Genomic DNA, 18,685 nt, shown 5'->3' on the forward strand with positions numbered 1-18,685 from the left:
ACCGTCGGGGGCTGTCAGTCGAGCGGGGGCGTGCCGTGCGTGTGGAAGGACTCGATGGTCTTCAGGCCCCACGCCTGCCCCTTGGCGCGCTCGGCCTGCGTCCAGGTGATCAGCGGCCAGTCGGGGGCGAGTACCAGGCGGGTGAGCGGGTTGCACAGTTCGACGCGGTTGCCGCCCGGTTCGTAGACGTAGAGGAAGAACGTCTGCTGGATGGCGTGCTTGTGCGGGCCGGTCTCGATGTGCACAGCACCGGTGCACCGGAAGGAAGCCCGATGACGGTACGCACGGCACCCACGGCGTTCCATGGCGTGGACGCGGACGTGGACGTGGACGTGGACCACATGGTGAGGCTCCCGTGATCTCCCCGAGCAGGCCGCGCCTGCTTCAGGTCGCGTTGCCCGCGCACCCCTCCGGTGCGGCGCGGATACGGCGCACGGTGGCCGGGCACCTCACCCGCTGGCACCTGTCCCACCTGGTCGACGACGCGGTCCTCGCGACGGACGAGCTGTTCGCGAACGCGGTCTGCCACGCGGGCACCGGCGAGACGGACTCGATCGCCCTCGTGCTCGAACACACCGGACACGAACTGCGCGTCACCCTCTCGGACCCCTCACCCCTGCTGCCGCGGCCCCGTACGTCCGGCACGGCGGCCGAGTCGGGGAGAGGGCTGTCCATCGTCGCCGCGCTCACGGACGGCTGGGGCACCGCGCCGCCGGACCCGGGCACACCGGGCAAGAAGGTGTGGTTCTCGATGTCCACCGAGGAGAAACCGTGAAGGCCGTCGGGGGCAGGAGAACCATATGAGGAGTGCACCGCCCATGGAGACCCCGCGAGGCGCGGCGGCCGAGCCGCGGCAGGGCGCCCTGGCCGCCGAACTGGTGCGCCGGGCCGAGGAGGACCAGCGACTGACCCGGCTGGCCCGCGAGACGCCCACGGCGCTCAACCGGCATTTCGTCACCCGCTGCCGGGGCGCCAACGCCGACGCCCTCAGATCGGTCGTGGCCCGCCGAGGCTGGCCCCAGGCCGTCCAGGTCGGCGAGCCCGCCTCGACGGCGGCCCTGATGATCCTGCTGCACACCGCCGACCTCGGTTTCCAGCTCACCTGCCGTGATCTGATCGCGGAGGCGGTGGCGGACGGCGGATGCCCGGCCGTGCACCACGCCTACATCGCCGACCACTGCGCGGTCGAGCTGGGCCAGCCGCAGTTCTACGGCACCCGTATCAACGCCGACACCCTGTGCCCGTACCCGATCCGCCACCCCGAGACGGTCGAGGAGCGCCGCGAGGACGTCGGCCTGGACCCGCTGGCGGAGCAGCTGCCCGCCCTGCGGCATGTCGTGAGCGGAATACCCGACAGTGGATGTCGGGTATCAGCGACACCCTGGACGTGACCCCGGCCCGCAGGCCGGGCCGGCCGGGCCCCCGGTCACGCACAGAGGAGACACGGACATGCCGAGGACGACGGACAGCCCCCTGGACGAGCAGCACGACGAAGGGGCTCAGGGCGGGAGACTCGCGGGCAAGGTCGCCCTCGTCGCCGGGGCGACCCGCGGGGCCGGGCGCGGCATCGCCGTGGAACTCGGGGCCGCCGGGGCCACCGTCTACGTGACCGGCCGCAGCACCCGGCAGCAGCGCTCCGAGTACGACCGGCCGGAGACCATCGAGGACACCGCCGACCTGGTCACCGCCGCGGGCGGCCACGGCATCGCCGTACCCACCGACCACCTGGAGCCGGCGCGGGTACGGGCGCTGGTGGACCGGGTGGCCGAGGAGCAGGGCCGGCTCGACGTCCTGGTCAACGACATCTGGGGCGGCGAGAACCTCTTCGACTGGGAGAACCCGGTGTGGGAGCACGACCTCGACAAGGGGCTGCGGCTGCTGCGACTGGCCGTCGAGACACACGCGATCACCAACCACCACGCCCTGCCGCTGCTGCTGCGCAACCCCGGTGGCCTGGTCGTCGAGATGACCGACGGCACCGCCGACTACAACCGGGTCACCTACCGCACCTCCTTCTTCTACGACCTCGCCAAGTCGTCCGTCCTGCGTATGGGCTTCGCCCTCGGCCACGAGCTGGGCCCGCGCGGCGCCACCGCCGTGGCGCTGACCCCGGGCTGGCTGCGCTCCGAGATGATGCTCGAACACTTCGGCGTCCGTGAGGAGAACTGGCGGGACGCCCTGGAACGCGTCCCGCACTTCGCCATCTCGGAGACCCCGCGTTTCGTGGGCCGCGCCGTGACGGCCCTGGCGGCCGACCCGGACGTGTCCCGCTGGAACGGCGAGTCCCTCTCCAGCGGCCAGCTCGCCAAGGTCTACGGCTTCACGGACCTCGACGGCAGCCGTCCGGACGCCTGGCGCTATCTGGTCGAGGTCCAGGACGCGGGGAAACCGGCGGACACGGCCGGATACCGGTAGAAGCGTTCGGAACCAGCCGCTGAGGCACAGACCCGGGCCCGTGCGTCAGACCCGGTTGCCGGTACTGCCGACGCCGCCCGTGTCACCCGTGTCGCCGGTGGTCCCCGCAGCCGGGATCACCGGCCAGCGGGCGGAGTGGCCCGGGGGCAGCGCGAGGTCGCTGCGAACGGCCGCGTAGTAGCCCTCACGTCCGGATCGCTGGCGTTGCAGCAACGCCTGCCAGGCTCGCGGATCCTCGGTCCGCTCGCGCAGGAACGCCTCCATCTCCAGCAGCGTGGCGACCCACTCCCGGGCCTTCGCCACCACCCCGGGGTCGCCCAGCAGAAGCAGGGCTTCCCCGTACGGGTCCCTGGCGACGGTGGCTTCGGCGATGAGCGGTGCCGCCTCCTCGGGCGTCAGGGGATGCGGATGTGGGTCGTTGCCGAGACTCGCCGCGACCCGGTAGGTCAGCGTGACCGACTTCTTGAGCGCCCGCGCGTAGTCGGTGTACACCGCCAGCCGCCGCTCCTCCCACCGCGCCTCCCGTTCGCGCGCGAAGCGGACGCGCTCCCCTCGTGCGATGGCCCAGTAGGAGCCGAGAGCGCCGATGACGACACCTATGAGCGCGGGGAGTTGCTGAACGAACGCGGACATGTCCGAACGCTATCTGCCCAGTTGATCGCCGGGACAGTACGGTCGGACTGTGACGGCCACATGAATGTCACCGTTTCGTCCCGGCCCGGGCGGATCTACAACCGATCAGCCGCGACGCCGGTCTAACAAGCAGAGAACGTTCATGACAACCCGCTCGCGGCACGTAGGAGAGAGGTACCGACATGGGGGACGTACGCAGACGAGGGGTCGTCGCGCTCGGGGTCGCGGGGCTCGTCGCGCCGCTCGCACTCGTGGCCACCGCCGCCCCGGCGCAGGCCGCGAGCTGCACGACGCAGACCGGCCCGTACCAGAAGAAGGTGGAGAAGTTCCTCGGGCGGCCTGTCGACGGTGTGCAGTCCGCCGCTGACTGCAAGGCCACCCAGAACTTCCAGAAGAAGCACGGCATCACTCCCAGCGCGGGCTACGCCGGCTCCGTCACCTGGGGCGTGATGGACCTGATGCTGAAGCAGCGGGCCGTCGGCAACACGCCCAACCGGGAAGGCAAGTGCCCGACCAACAAGGGCCGTATCGCCTGCGTCAACCTCACCCTCCAGCTGAGCTGGATCCAGGACGGCAGCCGCCTCGTCTACGGCCCGGTGCCGGTCCGCACCGGCCGCGACGGCTACGAGACCCGCACCGGACTGAAGAAGATCTACTGGCGGGACATCGACCACGTCTCGAGCATCTACAACGTGCCGATGCCCTACAGCCAGTTCTTCGACGGCGGGCAGGCCTTCCACTCGGTCGGCCTGAGCATGTGGAACCCGCCCGGCTCGCACGGCTGCGTCAACATGACCAAGGCGACCGCCAAGAAGTACTGGTCGCTGCTGAAGAACGGCGACGACGTCTTCGTGTACGGGCGCAAGCCGGGCACCTGAGGCACCCGGCCGACCCTCGTACCGCGCCCCTGGTCACGCCTCGGGCGCGTCTCCGAAGTCGGGGATCGGCAGCCTGGCCCCGCCCTGCCGCGCCGAGTCGTGCGCCACGATGCCCGGCAGGGTGTAGCGGGCGGCCACCCACGCGTTCACCGAGGGCAGGGTGCGGGTGTTGACCGCCGTCACGAAGTCGTCCACCAGGAAGTGGTGACTGCCCTCGTGGCCGTTGTGCAGCTCGTCGAACTCCCTCGGGAGGCGCGAGCGGTCGTGCACCGGAGCCGAGCCCGAGGTGAACGCGGCCCGCAGGTCCGGGGCGATGTGCTGGAGTGACGGATCGTCAGGAGCCATGGTGGGCTTGGGCTCCAGCAGCTCGCTGATGTCCGTGACCCCCTTCTTGTCCTGCCACAGGGCGACCGTGGCGAGCTGCTCCATGCTCGCGTCCGTACCGAAGAACCGGAACCGCGACTCCCGGATCTGCGAGGGGTAGCCCACGCGCCGGAACTCGTTCGTACGGAACGAACCGCCGCCCGCGACCTCGAACAACGCGCTCGCGTTGGAGTAGTCGTTGCCGAACTGGCTGACCTCCTTGTCGAACACACCGTCGCCGCGCTCGTCCCGCACCCCGATCGCCGACACGCTGACCGCATGCGTCTGCCAGGCGCCGAGCACCCCGCCCACCGAGTGCGTCGGGTACAGGAGCGGGGGGTAGCTGGCCGTCGCCTTCCAGTTCTCGCCGCCGCTGTACTGGTAGGCCTCGTAGAACCCGAGGTCCATGTCGTGGACGTAGTCGCCCTCGGCGTAGAAGAGCCTGCCGAAGGCGCCCTCGGCGATCTGGTTGCGGGCGTGGACGGTCGCCGGGTTGTACTGACTCGTCTCGCCCATCATGTAGGTGAGCCCGGTGGCCCGTACGGCGTCGATGATCGCGCCGATCTCCTCGGCGGTGATCGCCATCGGCACCGCCGAGTACACGTGCTTGCCGGCGCCGAGACCCTGGAGGACCAGCGGACCGTGCGTCCAGCGCTGGGTGAAGATCGCCACCGCGTCGACAGCGGGCGACTCCAGCATCGCCTCGTACGACGGGAACGTGCCCGACAGGCCTTCCGCCGCGGCCAGTTGCTCCGCGCGCTCCGGCAGGAGGTCGGTCACATACACCTCGCCGACGCCCGGATGGGCGAGGAACAGCTTGGCGAACTGGCCGGAGAACTGCCCGGCGCCCACGATGCCGAGGGAGAACGTCATGTTGTGCGTGCCCTTCATATGGTGTCCGACCGGTGACTTCGGTGCCGTCACTGGTCGAGGATCAGGTTGATCTGGCTGTTGGTCCGGTCGAGGCTGGTCACGGACCTGCCGTTGCCGAAGATGTCCTGCATGGCCGGGTGCATCAACGCGTACACGTCGGCGGCGTAGTTGGTGATCGGGTAGGAGAAGGTGGCGAACTCCTTGCCGCCCGCCTTCTCGTCGGCGACCGGCCGGGTGAACGCCGAGACGTCGATGCCCTTCTTCTTGTACGCGGCCACCGCGGCCTTCGTGCCGTCGGGCGTGGCCGGGAAGACGATCCCGTAACTCCCCACCGTCCGCTGGCACTCGGCGGACGAGAGGTACGCGACCCACTTCTTGGCACCCGCCATGTTGTGCGCGTCCTTGGTGATGGAGTCGGCCAGGCCGTTCATCATGGTCGCCCGCTTGCCGGTGGGGCCGGCCGGAGTGACGGCGGTCGCCATGTCCAGGCCCTTGAAACCGGCGTACGACGAGATCATCCAGGCACCGTCGAACGCGGCTGCCGCCTTCCCCGACGAGATCTGGGTGTTGGCCTGGTTGGACTGGGAGTTGTAGTCGGTGAAGGGGACCATGTAGCCCTTGTCCGCCAGGCCGAAGTACCACTTGATCACCGACTGGAAGGTCTTGCTGTCGTACTGGTACTCCGTACCCCAGCGTTTCGCGTTGGCGTAGGTCCAGCCCGCCGAGGCGGCGAACGTGCTCCACTGGGTCTGGCCGTCGCCGTCGCCGCCGCCGTTGGTGGCCAGGCCGTACACCTTGACATGGTTCTTGTCGAAGCCGGGCTCGTCGCCCCGCTTTCCGTTCCTGTCGACGGTGAGGTGCGCGATGGCCTTTTCGAAGGTGCCGCCGTCCTTCGGGTTCCAGGAGAGGTCGTTCAGCCGTGCGGCCGTGAGACCGGCCGCCTTCGCCAGTTTCCGGTTGTAGAAGAGGGCGACGGTGTCCCAGTCCTTCGGGGCGCCGTAGCGGTGGCCGTCCTGGCCCATCCAGTTGGCGGCGAGGCCGGGCTGGTAGGCGGAGTCCTCGATGCCGAGGTCGTCGAGCGGTTCGAGAACCTTCAGGTCGGCGAACTGGCCGAACTTCTGTATGTGGTCGGTGAACACGTCCGGCTGGGTGCCCGCGATGAAGCTCGCGGTGAGCTTCGTCCAGTAGTCGTCCCAGCCCAGTTGGGTGATCTTCACCGTCAGGCCGGGGTTCTCCCGCTCGAAGCCCTTCGCGCAGGCCTCGTAGGCGGGTTGCTGGTTGGCGTCCCACAGCCAGTACGTCACGGTGTCCGACGACGAGCCGGCCGCCCCGCCCTGCGCGCAACCGGTCGCGAGGGACAGCGCCAGAGCTCCGGTCAGTGCCACGACCGTACGAATTCGCATGTCCGTCCTTTCAGGTGAGCCGGTGAGCAGGTGAGCGGATGATCGGTCGGCGCGGTCACTTGATACCCGTGAAGCCGACGGAGCTCACGATGCGGCGCGCGAAGCACGCGAACAGCACGAGCATCGGCAGTGCGGCGATCAGCGTCGCCGCCATCAGCCCCGACCAGTCGACACCCGTCTGCGGGGTCTGTGCCCGGAAGATCGCCAGCGCCACCGTGAGCACGCGCGAACTGTCGCTGTACGACACCATCAGCGGCCAGAAGTAGTCGTTCCAGGCGGTGATGTACGTGAGGATCGCGAGCGTGAGAACCGGCGTGGACGCCATCGGCAGCAGCACCCGGAAGAACACGCGGATCTTGCCGGCGCCGTCGAGCAGCGCCGCCTCCTCGACCTCGCGCGGGATGTTCATGAAGAACTGGCGGAGGAAGAACACGGCGAAGGGCGTCATGAACATCGTCGGCAGTGCGATCCCCAACAGGTTGTCCACCAGACCGAGTTGCTTGATCAGGACGAAGTTCGGCAGCAGGGTGAAGATCGCCGGGACCATCAGCCCCGCCAGGAACAGCCCGAAGACCGTGTCCCGGCCGCGCCAGCGCAACCGGGCGAAGGCGTACGCGGCCATCGCCGAGAAGAAGATCTGACAACCGGTGATCAGGGTCGACACGAACACCGAGTTGAGAAGGTAGCGCCAGAAGTCCAGGCCGCCGCCCGCGCCGCCCTGGGCTATCGCCTCCTTGGTGGACTGCAGGCCGAGCGCGCGCTCGAAACCGCCGGTGGTCGGATGCACGGGCAGAGGGTTCGTCGGGTCGGCGGCGAGGCCCGCGTTGGTGGACAGCGCGGTGCGCAGGATCCAGTAGAAGGGCAGCATGGTGACCAGCACGATCGCGGCCATCAACGCCCAGGCGGCGATCCGCCCGAGGGAGGGCCCGCGCCGGAGCGGTCGTACGGCAGCCTTCGCGGGAGTCGGGGCCGGTGCTGGTGCCGGTGTCGTCAGGGTGGTCGGCGTCGTCATGGTGTCGCTTCTCCCGGTCAGCCGAGGTCGGTGTGGCCGGCCCGGGTGAGCCGGTACTGGAGGAAGGTGATCGCGCTCAGTACGACCAGCAGGGCCACGGACATCGCGGACGCGTAGCCGAACTGGAAGCGGCCGAAGGCGGCGCCGTAGATGTAGAACTGCAGCACGTTGGTGGCGTTCGCGGGACCGCCCGACGTCGTCACCGCGACCGTGTCGAAGACCTGGAACGAGCCGATCACCGTCATGATCAGGACCACCGCGAGAACGGGCCGCAGCAACGGCATGGTGATGCGCCAGAACATCCGCCCCTCGCTCGCCCCGTCCACCTTGGCGGCCTCGTACATGTCGTTCGGGATGGCCTGCAGACCCGCGAACAGCAGCAGCGCGGTGTAACCGACGTGCCGCCAGACGTTGATCAGTGCGATCGTCGGGATCGCCCAGGTCTCGTCCGCGAGGAACGGGATCCGGTCGAAGCCGAGGGCCGCGACGATCTCGTTGCCGATGCCGAGCTGGGTGTCGAGTATCCAGAGCCAGACGATGCCCGCGACGACGTTCGACATCAGATACGGGGTGAGCACGATGCCGCGCAGGACCGCGGACTGCGTCAGCCGCTGGAGCAGTACCGCGATGGCGAGAGCCGACACCGTCTGAACGCCGATGTTGATGGCGACGTACTCGACGGTGACGCCCAACGAGTCCCAGAAAATGGGGTCGTGCACCATCCGGACGTAGTTGTCGAGCCCCACCCACTCGGCGGGGGTCAGCAGGTTGAAGCGGGTGAAGCTCAGGTAGACGCCCCGCAGTGTGGGCCAGAGCAGGAACACCAGGAAGCCCAGCATCGCCGGGGCGACGAAAAGCGCCGCGAGCGCCCCGTCACCACGTGGTCGACGCAGGGGAGGGCTGGTGGAGGCGACGGTCATGGAGAGACTCCCTCGTCTGCTCGTCGGCGGCTCGTCCTCAGGGCACTTACTTTCGGGGTGGAAGAATCCATTCGTCAAGATGCGAGCAGATATCTTTTCCAAGCCAGGTTTCTCGCCGTATCGTGACCTTGTTAGTTCCGTGGCAAAAGAAAAGGTGAGGGGTCTGATCGGCATGACCGCAGTGACCGACGGCTGGCCGCCGCTCAGCCCCGGCGAGCGCACGGTGGCCATCGAGGTGCTCGTCCACGGCCCCCTGTCCCGCGCCGAACTCGCCCGGCGGCTCGACCTCTCCGCCGGCAGCCTCACCAGACTCACCAAACCGCTGCTCGAATCAGGACTGCTCGTCGAGGCGTCCGACGCCGGATCCCCGGACGAGGTGCGTCAGGGGCGGCCGTCGCAGCCCCTCGACGTCGTCGCCGAGTCCCGCGCCTTCCTGGGCTTCAAGATCACCGACGACATGGTCTACAGCGTCGTCACCTCTCTGCGCAGCGAGGTCGTCGCCCGCCTCGACCGGCCCCTCACCAGCCATGACCCGGCCCGTGTGGCCGACCTGGTCGCCGCGATGGCCGCCGAACTGACCGCCGCCCACCCGGCTGTCGCCGGCATCGGCATCGGCGTCGGCGGACGCGTCGAGAACCGCTCGGTGGTCGCCGACTCCGTGTTCCTGGACTGGTACGACGTCCCGTTCGCCGACCTCGTCGAGGAGCGCACCGGACTGCGGGTGGTCGTGGAGAACGACGTCACCGCCCTCGTCGAGGCCGAGAGCTGGTTCGGCGCGGGCCGTGGCCTCGACCGCTTCGCGGTCCTCACCATAGGAGCGGGACTCGGCTACGGCCTGGTCAGCGGCGGCCGGCGGGTGCTGTCCTCCGAGGACGGTCTCGGCATCGGGCGCCGCTGGATCGTCAACCCGAACGGCCCGCTCACCCCCGACGGGGAACGCGGCAGCGCCATCTCCCTGCTCACCATCCCCAGCATCCGCTACCAGATCCGCGCCGCCACCGGCCACGATCTGTCGTACGACGAGATCCTCGCCCGGGCCGCCGCCGGTGACCCCATGGCCGCCCGCGTCGTCGACGAGGCGGCCCGCGCGCTGGGCACACTGGTCGCCCAGATCGCCAACTTCGCGATGCCCGAGAAGATCCTGCTCGCCGGTGAGGGGGTCGGGCTCGTCGCGGTGGCAGGTGCGGCGATCGAGGAGAGCATCCTCGCCAACCGGCATCCGCTCGCGGACCCGGTCAACCTGGAGACCAAGGTCTCCGACTTCCACGACTGGGCGCGCGGGGCCGCCGTACTGGCCATTCAGGTACTCGTGCTGGGGGCGGCCGACCGGTGAACCCGGGGGCTCGGTGCGGGGAGGGTGACGTACTGCACGTGATCAGTAACACGGTCAGTAATGCCGGAATGGTCCGTTTTAATCGATTTAGTTTTCACTGGGGGCGTCATATGCTTCACAGCATGTCCACCACTCTTCAATCCGCCCCTGATCGCTCGGCAGCCGACGTCAACGAAGAGATCCGGGCCCTGTGGCTCCGGTCGGGCGGGATCCTCAACAGCGAGCAGCGGCTGACCTATCAGCAGCTCGTCGCCGAATGGGCCGCGGTCTCCCCGCACCCCGGGCGCGACGCGTAACCACTTTCGATCGATGTCTGGCCGGTAGGGCCGGGGCCGCGCACAGAGCGCGTCAGCCCCGGCCTTCAGTGTTTCTGCTGGTTCGTCGCCCCCGCGCCCCTGGAGGGGCGCCGGGAACTGCGCGACCAGCCCCATCGGACCCGCGCCCGACGAACCGCCGAACCGGCGGAGCAGTCAGCTCCAGGTCGCCGAGTACGACCTGCGGTAGTCCCTCCGGTCCTGTTCCACCCGGAACCACCGGGTGGCGACCAGGGCGATCAGGCTGCCGCCCGCGATCAGCAGCCCGGGGCCCACGTTCTTCGGGTCCGCGAGCTTGTCCAGCAGTGCCTCCCCGGCGGAGCCACCCGTCACCGGCGCCACCGAGCCCGGCTGGGCCTCCCCGGGGGCGACGGCGCTCTGCGTGGCCGCACCCGACGGCGCCGGAGCGGCCGCCTGACCGGCCTGGCCGATCAGGCGGACATTGAGCGCGGTCAGTGCCTCTGTCACCGGCTCGAAGAACGTCGTACCGCCGGTCTTGCAGTCGCCGTTGCCGCCCGAGGTGATCCCGAGGGCGATGCCCTCGGAGAACAGCGGGCCGCCGCTGTCACCCGCCTCGGCGCACACGGTGGTCTCGATCAGGCCCGACACCGTGCCCTCCGGGTAGTTGACCGTGGCGTTGAGCCCGGTCACCTTCCCGTCGCGCAGCCCGGTGGTGCTGCCGCTGCGGAACACCTTCTGGCCGACGGTCGGATCGGCCGCGCCCGTGATGCGCACACCCCGGCCGTTGCCGATGGCGACGACATCGGCACCGTCACCGGCCGAGCCGCCGTTGTACTGCACGAGCGAGTAGTCGTTGATCGGGAAGCTGCTGCTGATCGTTTTGCCGATCTCCGTCGAGCCCCCGGTGTCCGCGAACCACACCGAACCGTTGGGCCCGCAGTGACCGGCCGTCAGGATGAAGTCGGCCGAACCGTTGGTCACGTTGAAGCCCGCCGAGCAGCGCCCGCCGGTCGACAGGATCGGCTGCGCCGCGTTGATACGGGTCGTGAACGTGCCCTCGCTCCGCTCCATCCGCACGGAACCGCCGATGCTCTTGGCGACCGCGGACAGCTTGGCCCAGTCGGCGGCCGACACCGTGCTGTCGGCCTGGACGACCACCTCGTTCTTGGTGTAGTCGACCGCCCACGCGGTGCCCGCCACACGCGGCGCTGAACGCAGCGTTTTGGTAGCGGACTTCAGGTCGTTCATGCTGTGGTCCACGATCTTGGCGCGGGCGCCCGCCTTCTCGACCTCCGTGGCCGCCTCGGCGTCGGTGACCGCGACGACCGGTTTCCCGTCGGCCGCTATCCAGCTGCCCGCCGTCCGGTCGGTGCCGAGTTCGGTGACGAGTTCGCTGCCGGTGGTGCCGGCCGCCTGGGCGGAGCTGAACGGCAGATTGACTTCTGGCGGCTCGCTCGCCACAGCCTGGGTGACCATCAACCCGCCGAGGATGACTCCGCCGACGGCCGCCAGCCGTGTCGCTCGCCGGACGATCCGTCGTCGTGCGTGCCTCATCAATGGCTCCCGAACCCTGAACGCGCGGTGTCGACACCGCGGGGCCCTCCGGTCGTTGAGTGACCCTCACTTCCATACGTGGCGAGCGGTGTTCGTGTTCACCGACTCCAAGATCCCGTCCGGGTCCGCCGGCCGGGAGCAGAGCGCGTCAGGGCTTGCGGGCCACCCCGCAGTACATGGCGACCTCCGCCGGCTCGTCCTGGCCGGCGCGGAATCCCTCCGGGCGCCAGCGCGAACAGGACACCACCCCCGGATCCAGGAGATCGAGGCCGTCGAAGAAGCGCGCCACCTCCTCGGGGCTGCGCTGGGTCAGCCGGGGAGTGCCGTGCGCGTTCCAGTACCGGACCGCCGCGTCCACCTCGGCCAGCGCCGGACCGGTGATGGTGTGCGACAGCGCGAGATGGCTGCCCTGCGGGAGGGCGTCCAGCAGCCGTCGTACGACACCGTGCGGGTTCTCGTCGTCGCCGAGGAAGATGACCACCCCGAGCAGCATCAGCGCGACGGGCCGGGTGAGGTCCAGGGTGCGCGCCGCCTGTTCGAGGAGCGCGTCGACATTGCGCAGGTCCTCGTCGACATGGTCGGTACGCCCCTCGGGTGTGCTGGTGAGCAGGGCGCGGGCATGGACCATGACGAGCGGATCGTTGTCGACGTACACGACCCGGGTCTCGGGAGCGATCCGCTGGGCCACCTCGTGCGTGTTGTCCGCCGTCGGCAGTCCGGTGCCGATGTCGAGGAACTGACGTATCCCGCACTCGGTGACCAGATGGCGCACGGCCCGCGCCAGGAAGAGGCGGTCCGCCCGGGCGTATTCGCCGATACCCGGGTGCAGTTCACGGATTTGGTCGCCGGCCGCGCGGTCGACCTCGTAGTGGTCCCGGCCGCCGAGCCAGTAGTTCCAGATCCGAGCCGTGTGCGGCTGACGCGAGTTGATCCGCGCCTGCAGCGATGCGGCCGGGGGGTTCTCGGGCACGGGGGCAGCTCCTGAGCACCGGCGAGAAAGTGTCAACACGCAATCTAGACAAGGTTGTTGATGTTGGCGAGGGTCTGGACGCGTCGGTTGTGAACCGGTTCCAGGAGCCGTGCCCGACTCCCTTGTCGTAGCTGTGGTCTCGGGTGCTGCGGGTCGTGTGACGTCGGTGAAAACTCGGAACCATGTCTTGACATACGGCTGAAACCGTTCGTAGCTTACAGCGATCATTTAGATTCGTGAAAGACGTTCACGAATATGAACGGAGAACTTCCATGGGCGATCGCCGACGAAGTCGCCGCCTGGCCGCCGTGCTCGCCGTCACGGGCCTCGCTTTCGCAACGGCCGCCTGCGGAACCGGTTCCGGCGGCTCCAGCGACGACCCGAACACCCTCGAGGTGTGGACCCGGAGCAACCCGGACGCCGCCGCCACCTACGGGCGGGTGTTCGCCGCCTTCACCGGGAAGACCGGGATCAAGGTCGACTACCAGCCGGTCATCAACTTCGACCAGCAGCTGCAGAGCCGCGCGTCCACCAAGGACCTGCCGGACGTCATGATCAACGACACGGCACTGATGGGCAGTTACCAGAGCCAGGGGCTGCTGAAGGCCATCGACCCCGACTCGATCGCGGGCCATGACCAGATCACCGCCAAATCCTGGGCGTCGACCGTGGGTATCGACGGGAAGCACTACGGCATCCCCTACTCCCGTCAGGCCCAGACCCTGATGATCCGCAAGGACTGGCTCCAGAGGCTCGGCCTCACGGCGCCCACCACCTGGCAGGAGATGCTGGACGTCGCCAAGGCGTTCGCCACCCGCGACCCGGACGGCGACGGCAAGGCCGACACCTACGGCATGGTCGTCCCCGGCAGCGCCCAGAACGGGTACGCGGCCTGGTGGGGCTCCAGCTTCCTCTGGCAGGGCGGCGCGAAGATCGTCGAGCCGGACGGCACGGGCACCTACAAGCCGGCGATGGACTCGGCCGCCGCCGTCAACACCGTGACCTGGATGAAGGACAACCTCTTCTGCGGTGACAACGCTGTCACCCAGCCCGGCGCCCTGACCGCGGTCACCTCCACCGCGACCAACTTCCAGGACGGCAACGCCGGGATGTACATGACCGGCCCCTACAACATCACCACCTTCGACCAGACCCCCGGCAAGGACAAGTACGAGGTCGTCCCGGCCCCCGCGGGCCCGGCGGGCGGCGACGTACTGGCCGACGGCGAGAACGTCTACTTCGGCGCGAAGACCGGAAAAGCGAAGCAGGAACAGGAACTCGCCGCGTTCCTCATCAGCCCCGAGGGCCAGAGGATCGCCATGACCGGCGAGAACCAGCCCGTCGTCCGCATCCCCGTGAACTCCACGCTGGACGCGGCGACAGTCCGCGACGACCCCCGCTGGAGCGTGGTGCAGAAGGCGTACGAGGACGCCTCGCAGCAGTTCCCGAACGCCCCCGACTTCGCCCCCATCAAGCAGGACACCGCGGACAGCCTCAACGCGATCTTCACGTACTGCGGCGGTGACGTCCGCTCCCAGCTGAAGGAGCTCAACGAGACCCTCGCCGGTGACCTCAAGGACCAGGACCTGCTGAAATGACCGCTACCGTGACCACCCCCGCGGCGCGCGGAGGCCGGCGCCTCACCAAGAAGTCCCTGGTGCCGTGGCTGTTCCTCGCCCCTGGCCTGCTGCTCGCCCTCGTCTTCAAGTTCTGGCCGATGGCCAAGGGCGTCTGGCTCAGCTTCTTCGACGTGCGGCCCTTCCTCGGCGACAAGTGGACCGGCCTCGACAACTACACCCGGGTCCTGACCGACCACCGCTTCCAGGACGCCATCGGACACACCCTGGTCCTCGGCCTCGGCCAGTCCCTGGGCGCCATCGTCCTCGGTTTCGTCCTCGCCCTGCTCCTGGAGGGCCAGGCCCGCTCGCTGAAGATCGTGCGCACCGCCGTCTTCCTCCCCGCCGTCACCGCCACCGCGGTCGTCGGCGAGCTGTGGCGGCTGATGTACTACCCGACCTCCGACGGCCTGATCAACAGCGGCCTGGACTTCTTCGGGCTCGGCCCCGTCCAGTTCCTCGACAACCCGGACCTCGCCCTGTGGTCGACGATGGCCATGGGCATCTGGATCTGGGCCCCCTACAACATGGTCATCATCATGGCCGGCCTCGCGGGCGTCGACCGCTCGCTGTACGAGGCCGCAGCCATGGACGGTGTCTCCCTCTGGCAGCGGCTGCGCTACGTCACCCTGCCGGCGATCCGCCCCGCCCTCGGCATCGTCCTCACCCTCGCCGCGATCCGCGGACTGCGCGTCTTCACCGAGGTCTACGTCCTCACCGGCGGCGGCCCGGCCGGGTCCACCGAGGTCTGGATGACCCGCGCCTACACCCTCGGCTTCACCCGCAACGACATCGGCGGCGCCTCGGCGGCCTCCGTCGTACTGCTCTGCGTGACGCTGCTGCTCACCGTCACCGTCAACTACTTCCGCAAGAGGGGAGACGTGCGATGAGCGCCCCCGCCATCGACCCCGTCCGGACGACCGCACCGAGGACGACCGGCAAGCGGTCCGGCAAGGTACAGCGGACCACTCCGGCCCGCTTCGACACCGCCCTCGGCTGGAACGACAAACCAGGCACCGCCTGGGCCCTGCGGATCCTGCTCTGCGCCATAGCCCTGGCCGTCTTCGCCGCGCCCTTCCTCGCGATCCTCTCGGGCGCCTTCACGGAGAACGCCAGCGGCTCCTCGCTGTCCTTCCTGCCGCACGACAGCACGCTGCTGAACTTCACGGTGGCCGGCGAGCGCGGCATCTGGGACTACTTCTCCAACTCGCTCGTCATAGCGGGCGGCGGACTGCTCCTCCAGCTCGTGGTCTGCACACTCGCCGCGTACGCGCTGGCCAGGCACCGGTTCCGTGGCCAGGCCCTGATACTGACCCTGTTCATGCTGACGATGATGCTTCCCGAGGAGGTCATCGCGATCCCGCTGTCACTGGTCCTCGGCGACGTCCCGGTGGTCCACCTCGACCTCAAGGGCACCGTCTGGGGCGTCATCCTCCCGCTGGGTGCCTGGGGCTTCTCGGTGATGATGCTGACCGAGTTCATGAAGGACATACCCGACGAGATCGAGGAAGCCGCCCGCCTCGACGGCGTCGGTGAGCTGCGCATGCTGTGGCAGATCGTGCTGCCGCTGTGCAAGCCCGCGCTGGGCGTGGCCGGTGTCCTCGGCTTCATCATGATCTGGGACCAGTACCTGCTGCCCCTGATCGCCGCCAAGGACCCCACCGACTACACGGTCACCGTCGCCCTGTCCGTCCTGCGCACCGACCCCGAGGTCGGCTCCGGGGTGGTGCTGGCGGGCGCGGTCATCGCCCTCGTACCCAGCCTGATCGTCTATCTGCTCCTTCAGCGCTCGCTGGTCACCGGCATCGCCGCCGGTGCCACCAAGGGCTGACACCCCCCGACCCCCCACGTTTGAGAGAGACATGAAGTTCCAGGGAGTGCTGTTCTTTCCGGTGACGCCCTTCGCGGCGGACGGAACGCTGGACGGGGAACGCCTCGCCCAGCACATCGAGGCGGGGGTCGCCCTAGGCGCGGGCGGGGTGTTCGTCGCCTGCGGCACCGGTGAGTTCCACGCGCTGACGCCCGCCGAGATCGGGGAGGCGACCAGGATCGCGGTCGCCACGACCGCCGGACGCGTCCCCGTGCTGGCCGCCGCGGGCGGTCCGGTGCCGGTCGCCCTCGACCAGGCCGCCCGTATCCGGGAGGCCGGCGCCGACGGCATCCTGCTGCTGCCGCCGTACCTGGTGACCGCACCGCAGCGGGGGCTCGTGCGGTACGCGCGGGAGGTGACGTCGGCGGCCCGGCTGCCGGTGATCTTCTACCAGCGCGGCACCGCCCGCCTCACCGAGGCGACGGCCGCCGAGATCGCGAGCCTGCCCGGGGTCGTCGGCCTCAAGGACGGCATCGGCGACCTCGAACGCATGCACCGCATCGTCCGTACGATCCGGGGGCTGCCCGGCGGCGAGGACTTCGCCTTCTTCAACGGCCTGCCCACCGCCGAGATGACGGCCGCCGCCTACCAGGGCGTCGGCGTCGACCTGTACTCGTCCGCCGTGTTCGCCTTCGCCCCGGAGATCGCCACCGCGTTCCACCGGGCGCTGGGGGAGGGCGACAAGGCCCTGGTCACCAAGCTCCTCGACGAGTTCTACGGCCCGCTCGTCGAACTCCGTGACGAGGTACCCGGATACGCGGTGGCGCTGGTCAAGGCCGGCGTGACCCTCCGGGGCCTGGACGTCGGCGGAGTCCGGGCGCCCCTGCTCGACCCGACGCCGGAGCACCTGGCCCGGCTCGCGAAACTCATCGACCACGGTCTGGAGGCGGTCCGCGCATGAGCGGCATCGCGAACGACGACAGGAGTACGCACATGACCGGCACCGGCACCGGCACGCGTATCCGTGAACTCCTCATCACGCCCATCGCGTTCAGTGACCCGCCGCTGCTCAACGCCGACGGGGTGCACGAGCCGCTCGCCCTGCGCTGCGTCCTCCAACTCGTCCTGGAGAACGGCACGGTGGGCCTCGGCGAGTCACCCGGCGGCAGTGCCCGGCTCGAACGGCTCCAGGAGGCCGCGAAGGTCGTCGTCGGCATGGACGTCTTCGACACGACCGCCATCGCCGCCGCGATCGACGCCGTCCTGACGCCGGCCGTGCCCCGGTCCCACGACCGCGGCTGGGCCACCTCGGCCGTCGAGGTGGCCTGCCTCGACGCCCAGGGCAAGCTGCTGGGCCGCCCGGTCAGCGACCTGCTCGGCGGCAAGGTCAGGGACGCCGTGCCCTTCGCCGCGTACCTCTTCTACAAGTGGGCCGAACACCCCGCCCTCGACGGCCGTGCGGCCATCGGTGACGAGTGGGGCGAGGCCCTCGACCCGGCCGGGGTCGTCGAACAGGCCCGGCTGATGCAACAGCGTTACGGATTCACCTCGTTCAAGCTCAAGGGCGGTGTCTTCCCGCCCGACGAGGAGATCGCCGCGATGAAGGCGCTCGCCGAGGCGTTCCCCGGACAGCCGCTGCGGCTCGACCCCAACACGGCCTGGACGGTGGAGACCTCCAAGTACGTCGCCCGTGAACTCGACGGCGTCGTCGAGTACTTGGAGGACCCGACCGCCACCATCCCCGGCATGGCCGAGGTGGCGAAGGACGCGCCGATGCCGCTCGCCACCAACATGTGCGTGATCGCCTGGGAACACTTGCGCCCCGCCGTCGAGCAGAACGCGATCCAGGTACTCCTCACCGACCACCACTACTGGGGCGGACTGCGCCGGACCCGTCAACTCGCCGCCGTCTGCGAGGCGTTCGGCATCGAGCTGTCCATGCACTCCAACTCGCACCTGGGCATCAGCCTCGCCGCGATGACCCACGTCGGCGCCGCCATTCCCAACCTCGCGCACTCCTGCGACACGCACTACCCGTGGAACTCGGCCGACGACGTGATCGTCCCCGGCGCCATCGAGGTCCGCGACGGCGCGGTGAAAGTGCCGACCGGCCCCGGCCTGGGTGTCGAACTCGACCCCGACGCCCTCGACCGGGCACACCGCCGCTACCTCGACTCCGGGATACGGGACCGCGACGACACCGGGTACATGCGGCGGATCCGGCCGGAGTACGAGCGGCGGCTGCCGCGCTGGTGAGAGCGGGCGAGGAGGGGAGGGCGCCGGGCGGCAACCGAAGTCCTGGCGCCTAGACTCGCGTCCATGGACGACACCAGCACCCTGGACCGGCTCGGCGCGGGCAAGTACCTGCTGATCACCAGCTTCCGCAAGAACGGCACGTCCGTCGCCACCCCGGTCTGGGTGGTGCGGGACGGGGACGCGCTCGGAGCCTGGTCGGTGACGGACTCCTGGAAGGTGAAGCGGATCCGCAACCGGGCCGACGTCCTCGTCGGCCCCTGCGACGTCCGCGGCAATCCGACCGGCGACCAGGTCCCCGGTACCGCCGAGATCCTCGACCAGTCCGCGACCGACGTCTACCGGCGGCTCCTCGCCCGCAAGTACGGCGTGCTGGG

At 69.4% G+C, this 18,685-nt stretch carries 19 protein-coding genes and 1 pseudogene; 12 read left to right on the forward strand and 8 right to left on the reverse strand.

Features of this window, described 5'->3' with window-relative positions; translation table 11 throughout:
* Positions 1-14 precede the first annotated feature (14 nt).
* A pseudogene (locus STRTUCAR8_RS31450) lies at positions 15-245 on the reverse strand (VOC family protein); the annotation flags it as partial.
* Positions 246-355: 110 nt separating this feature from the next.
* On the opposite strand from STRTUCAR8_RS31450, the gene STRTUCAR8_RS31455 reads away from it, so the two are divergent.
* Genes STRTUCAR8_RS31455 through STRTUCAR8_RS31465 form a run of 3 tightly spaced genes read left to right on the forward strand, consistent with a single transcriptional unit; the run spans position 356 to position 2,415 of the window.
* Positions 356-775: an ATP-binding protein gene (locus tag STRTUCAR8_RS31455; RefSeq protein WP_006380199.1), complete on the forward strand. Its 420-nt coding sequence runs from the start codon at positions 356-358 to the stop codon at positions 773-775.
* A gap of 43 nt (positions 776-818) precedes the next feature.
* A complete protein-coding gene (locus tag STRTUCAR8_RS31460; protein ID WP_006380220.1) occupies positions 819-1,391 on the forward strand; it encodes a DUF6624 domain-containing protein in 573 nt (190 codons plus the stop codon).
* Positions 1,392-1,449: 58 nt separating this feature from the next.
* Entirely contained in the window at positions 1,450-2,415 is a 966-nt protein-coding gene (locus tag STRTUCAR8_RS31465) for an SDR family oxidoreductase (RefSeq protein ID WP_006380215.1), read from the forward strand.
* 45 nt (positions 2,416-2,460) lie between these two features.
* On the opposite strand, the gene STRTUCAR8_RS31470 is transcribed toward STRTUCAR8_RS31465, so the two are convergent.
* Positions 2,461-3,048, reverse strand: coding sequence for a hypothetical protein (locus tag STRTUCAR8_RS31470; protein WP_006380204.1), 588 nt, complete (start codon positions 3,046-3,048; stop codon positions 2,461-2,463).
* Positions 3,049-3,230: 182 nt separating this feature from the next.
* On the opposite strand from STRTUCAR8_RS31470, the gene STRTUCAR8_RS31475 reads away from it, so the two are divergent.
* A complete protein-coding gene (locus tag STRTUCAR8_RS31475) occupies positions 3,231-3,926 on the forward strand; it encodes a L,D-transpeptidase family protein (protein WP_006380205.1) in 696 nt (231 codons plus the stop codon).
* Between the two features lie 33 nt (positions 3,927-3,959).
* Here the strand turns inward: STRTUCAR8_RS31475 and STRTUCAR8_RS31480 are convergent, their stop codons facing one another.
* From STRTUCAR8_RS31480 to STRTUCAR8_RS31495, 4 genes are read right to left on the reverse strand one after another with little or no spacing between them, the layout of a single operon-like run.
* Positions 3,960-5,162, reverse strand: a complete 1,203-nt coding sequence (locus STRTUCAR8_RS31480) for a Gfo/Idh/MocA family protein (protein ID WP_044473229.1) — start codon at positions 5,160-5,162, stop codon at positions 3,960-3,962.
* A 47-nt stretch (positions 5,163-5,209) separates the two neighbouring features.
* A complete protein-coding gene (locus STRTUCAR8_RS31485; protein WP_006380214.1) occupies positions 5,210-6,565 on the reverse strand; it encodes an ABC transporter substrate-binding protein in 1,356 nt (451 codons plus the stop codon).
* A gap of 55 nt (positions 6,566-6,620) precedes the next feature.
* Entirely contained in the window at positions 6,621-7,577 is a 957-nt protein-coding gene (locus tag STRTUCAR8_RS31490) for a carbohydrate ABC transporter permease (RefSeq protein ID WP_006380216.1), read from the reverse strand.
* 17 nt (positions 7,578-7,594) lie between these two features.
* The gene (locus STRTUCAR8_RS31495) at positions 7,595-8,497 is read right to left on the reverse strand and encodes a carbohydrate ABC transporter permease (RefSeq protein WP_006380200.1); all 903 of its coding nucleotides are present in this window, start codon (positions 8,495-8,497) and stop codon (positions 7,595-7,597) included.
* Between the two features lie 172 nt (positions 8,498-8,669).
* Here STRTUCAR8_RS31495 and STRTUCAR8_RS31500 point away from each other — a divergent pair, with 172 nt between their 5' ends.
* Positions 8,670-9,830, forward strand: coding sequence for an ROK family transcriptional regulator (locus STRTUCAR8_RS31500; RefSeq protein WP_044473225.1), 1,161 nt, complete (start codon positions 8,670-8,672; stop codon positions 9,828-9,830).
* A gap of 110 nt (positions 9,831-9,940) precedes the next feature.
* Entirely contained in the window at positions 9,941-10,126 is a 186-nt protein-coding gene (locus STRTUCAR8_RS31505) for a hypothetical protein (RefSeq protein ID WP_006380218.1), read from the forward strand.
* 174 nt (positions 10,127-10,300) lie between these two features.
* On the opposite strand, the gene STRTUCAR8_RS31510 is transcribed toward STRTUCAR8_RS31505, so the two are convergent.
* Together STRTUCAR8_RS31510 and STRTUCAR8_RS31515 are read right to left on the reverse strand one after the other, a co-directional pair.
* On the reverse strand, positions 10,301-11,659 hold the full coding sequence (locus STRTUCAR8_RS31510; protein ID WP_006380203.1) for a S1 family peptidase: 1,359 nt from the start codon (positions 11,657-11,659) through the stop codon (positions 10,301-10,303).
* A gap of 148 nt (positions 11,660-11,807) precedes the next feature.
* Positions 11,808-12,629: an SAM-dependent methyltransferase gene (locus STRTUCAR8_RS31515; protein WP_006380207.1), complete on the reverse strand. Its 822-nt coding sequence runs from the start codon at positions 12,627-12,629 to the stop codon at positions 11,808-11,810.
* Between the two features lie 272 nt (positions 12,630-12,901).
* Between STRTUCAR8_RS31515 and STRTUCAR8_RS31520 the strand changes: the two genes are divergently transcribed.
* From STRTUCAR8_RS31520 to STRTUCAR8_RS31545, 6 genes are all read left to right on the forward strand, one after another.
* Positions 12,902-14,227, forward strand: a complete 1,326-nt coding sequence (locus tag STRTUCAR8_RS31520; protein ID WP_006380201.1) for a sugar ABC transporter substrate-binding protein — start codon at positions 12,902-12,904, stop codon at positions 14,225-14,227.
* Positions 14,224-15,135: a carbohydrate ABC transporter permease gene (locus STRTUCAR8_RS31525; protein WP_044473226.1), complete on the forward strand. Its 912-nt coding sequence runs from the start codon at positions 14,224-14,226 to the stop codon at positions 15,133-15,135. Before STRTUCAR8_RS31520 ends, STRTUCAR8_RS31525 begins: the two co-directional genes overlap by 4 nt.
* Positions 15,132-16,076 (forward strand): carbohydrate ABC transporter permease, encoded by a 945-nt coding sequence (locus tag STRTUCAR8_RS31530; RefSeq protein WP_006380209.1) that lies wholly within the window; start codon positions 15,132-15,134, stop codon positions 16,074-16,076. The genes STRTUCAR8_RS31525 and STRTUCAR8_RS31530 overlap by 4 nt, the downstream gene beginning before the upstream one ends.
* Positions 16,077-16,107: 31 nt before the next feature.
* A complete protein-coding gene (locus STRTUCAR8_RS31535; protein WP_044473227.1) occupies positions 16,108-17,016 on the forward strand; it encodes a 5-dehydro-4-deoxyglucarate dehydratase in 909 nt (302 codons plus the stop codon).
* A 32-nt stretch (positions 17,017-17,048) separates the two neighbouring features.
* On the forward strand, positions 17,049-18,311 hold the full coding sequence (locus tag STRTUCAR8_RS31540) for a glucarate dehydratase family protein (protein WP_044473231.1): 1,263 nt from the start codon (positions 17,049-17,051) through the stop codon (positions 18,309-18,311).
* Between the two features lie 63 nt (positions 18,312-18,374).
* Positions 18,375-18,685 (forward strand): PPOX class F420-dependent oxidoreductase (locus STRTUCAR8_RS31545; RefSeq protein WP_006380208.1); only part of this gene is annotated, 311 nt, incomplete at its 3' end.

Origin of the sequence: Streptomyces turgidiscabies Car8, from assembly GCF_000331005.1 — a bacterium.
Classification (GTDB): Bacteria; Actinomycetota; Actinomycetes; order Streptomycetales; family Streptomycetaceae; genus Streptomyces; species Streptomyces turgidiscabies.